Consider the following 2,534-nt stretch of genomic DNA (forward strand, 5'->3'; position numbering starts at 1 on the left):
GTTTACATTTAATCATCGATGTCCGGTTAGGATTTTGCATAAGCGGTTAAGAATTATGGCACATCGGGTTCGTTTGGTTTTGGTGAAAAATAATTTGCATCCATGTGAAGATTTTACTTGACAAATCAGGCATTTAGTGGGGGGCGATTTTCCGTAACTATCTAATATTACGGAGGATTTGCCAATGCCCTACACTTTGATGCCCGGAAAACCCTGGAAAAAACACGAGACCCACAGCAACCTTATGGCACCTGTCAACAACATATTGCCCGACATCACGCCCTTGCTCTCGGGATGCAACCGGCCCCTGAAAATGTCTTTTGAAGATCAGTTGAACATCCTGGTGTATTTTCATCTTGAAGAACACCATTCCGGGCGTCACCTCCTGCAAGTTCTCAAGGAAGAGCATTTTGCCCGGCAGTACATTGCTCCCGAGGGAGGTATCGAAAAGAGCAGCTTCTTCGAGGATATCGGCTCCCGGGGGCTGGAGCAGATGATGGAAATGTTCGGGAAGCTCTATGCAATGGCTGCCAAACATTTACCAAAGGGATATGCCGAGTTGGGAGATCTGGTTCTGATCGACGGCTCCCTGATCGATGCTGTGTTATCCATGTATTGGGCCGACTACCGCAGGGACTCGAAAAAGGCCAAGGTTCACGTCGGGTTCGATCTCAATCGCGGCATTCCCAAGAAGATCTTTCTCAGCGACGGCAAGGAAGCGGAACGGCCTTTCGTCGAGAGGATTCTGGCGCCGGGGGAAACGGGCGTCATGGATCGAGGCTATCAGAGCCATAAGCGATTTGACACATGGCAAGCAGACGACAAACATTTTATCTGTCGGATCAAAGCCTCCACGGAAAAGACCGTCATCAGAACGAATGACGTTCAACCCGACAGCATTGTCTTTTTTGACGCCGTCGTTCTTCTGGGAAACCCCGGCATCAATCAGACGGAAAGGGAACTCCGCCTGGTCGGCTATCGGGTGGCCGGTGTTGATTACTGGGTCGCCACCGATCGCCACGACCTCACCGCCGAACAGATTGCCTTTGCCTATAAGCTCAGATGGAACATCGAGATTTTCTTCGGCTGGTGGAAACGCCATCTGAAAGTCTATCACCTGATTTCAAGGAGCCAATATGGACTGATGGTCCAGATGCTGGCCGGATTGATTACCTATATCCTCCTGGCCATCTACTGCCATGACCAGCATCACGAAAAGGTTTCCGTCAAACGTCTCCGGGAAATCTCCATCAATATCCGCAATGAAATGAGCATCGAGGATATTGTAAATGAAACCGGTGTCTGGATGTATCAGCCGCCAAACCTGTATCAATCACATGCAAATCCTTAACCGGACACCGATGGGTTTCTCGCGGTGCCAAAGTATTTCAACGATGGTTCCATTGGCCTCAGTCCCTCACATTGCAGGTCATCATATCATGATGATCGTGGAGTAACATTATTGATAACGAATTGAAATCATGCCTGTCAGCCGTGTTTATCGCTATGTGGAAGAAAGTACGCATCAACCGCATGAACCAACATTAATCTTTCAGCGGCTTAAAAAGGTATTCAAGTCCATTGACTTTTATTTCATAAACCGTACTCAGCATTTCACCCAGTTCACCTTTAGGAAAGCCTTTTCGTGAAAGCCAGACAACATATGACTCCGGGAGATCCACAAGACGACGTCCTGCATATTTTCCAAAGGGCATTGTTGCCTGAGCCAGCTTCAAGAGGGCATTATGATCAGGTTGAATATGTGGACAAGCTTTTTGATCGTCAGAGTTCATGAAATATACCTATGCATGAAACCCAAGATATCGTCAAATGTAATATTTTCCAAATGTCACAGCGCAGGATTCAATTTTTAAAAGCGCAGGTTCCTGCGTATTTCTGATAGTTTCATGATCAACGGGGTCATTTTTTCTTACGGAACAAAGTCCCAGAAGGTTCAAAATAGGTTTTTATATGTTCAGTATCATTCAGGAATTCAGATCGTTTTTCGAGGTTCTGAGTATATGGAAGGGATTGGAATGATGGTTGGTAAGGGATTGGAATCAAGGTGGATAATTGTTACAGTAAGGCAGAGAGCTTGCGCAGTAGTCAAATGGTTCTATCTCCAGCTCCCCATCGTGCCACTTGTCCGGAAGATCTTTGCATTGGCAAGCACAATACCGCTAATTATCAGAACCATCCCGACGATCTGGATGATAAAGATCGGCTCACCCAGTACCAGAAATGAGAGGCAAACCACCATAACCAATTCAAAGGTGGAGAAAATGGATACGTAGCCGCTCCCTACTTCCCTAATGGCACGGAAATTAAAGGCATAGGCGAAGGCGGTCGGAATGAGGCCCAGGAATAGTCCTATAAGGAGCTGATTTAGCTGCAGTTCAAGGATCTTCAAGGGGTTATGGAAGAAGCTGAAGGTCACCCCGGCAAATAACGCCATATAAAAGGTCATGATTAGCGGTTTCTCTCCTCTGAGAAAGAGCTGTGCCACGATCAGATAACCGCTGTAGGTAATCATG

Annotated in this window: 2 protein-coding genes and 1 pseudogene; 1 reads left to right on the top strand and 2 read right to left on the bottom strand. The window is 46.8% G+C overall.

The features are described from left to right. Positions 1–301 precede the first annotated feature (301 nt). A pseudogene (locus WC600_19290) lies at positions 302–1,246 on the top strand (IS4 family transposase). A gap of 298 nt (positions 1,247–1,544) precedes the next feature. Here the strand turns inward: WC600_19290 and WC600_19295 are convergent. Together WC600_19295 and WC600_19300 are read right to left on the bottom strand one after the other, a co-directional pair. After that, on the bottom strand, positions 1,545–1,793 hold the full coding sequence (locus WC600_19295) for a DUF3820 family protein (protein MFA4904872.1): 249 nt from the start codon (positions 1,791–1,793) through the stop codon (positions 1,545–1,547). 323 nt (positions 1,794–2,116) lie between these two features. Then, on the bottom strand, positions 2,117–2,534 hold a 418-nt coding region (locus WC600_19300), incomplete at its 5' end, for a DMT family transporter (GenBank protein MFA4904873.1).

The organism is Desulfobaccales bacterium, assembly GCA_041648175.1.
GTDB lineage: Bacteria > Desulfobacterota > Desulfobaccia > Desulfobaccales > 0-14-0-80-60-11 > 0-14-0-80-60-11.

What these genes read in the sequence shown, in the direction of transcription:
- WC600_19295 (MFA4904872.1), bottom strand. Translation starts at nt 1,793, where the DNA reads ATGAACTCTGACGATCAAAAAGCTTGTCCACATATTCAACCTGATCAT.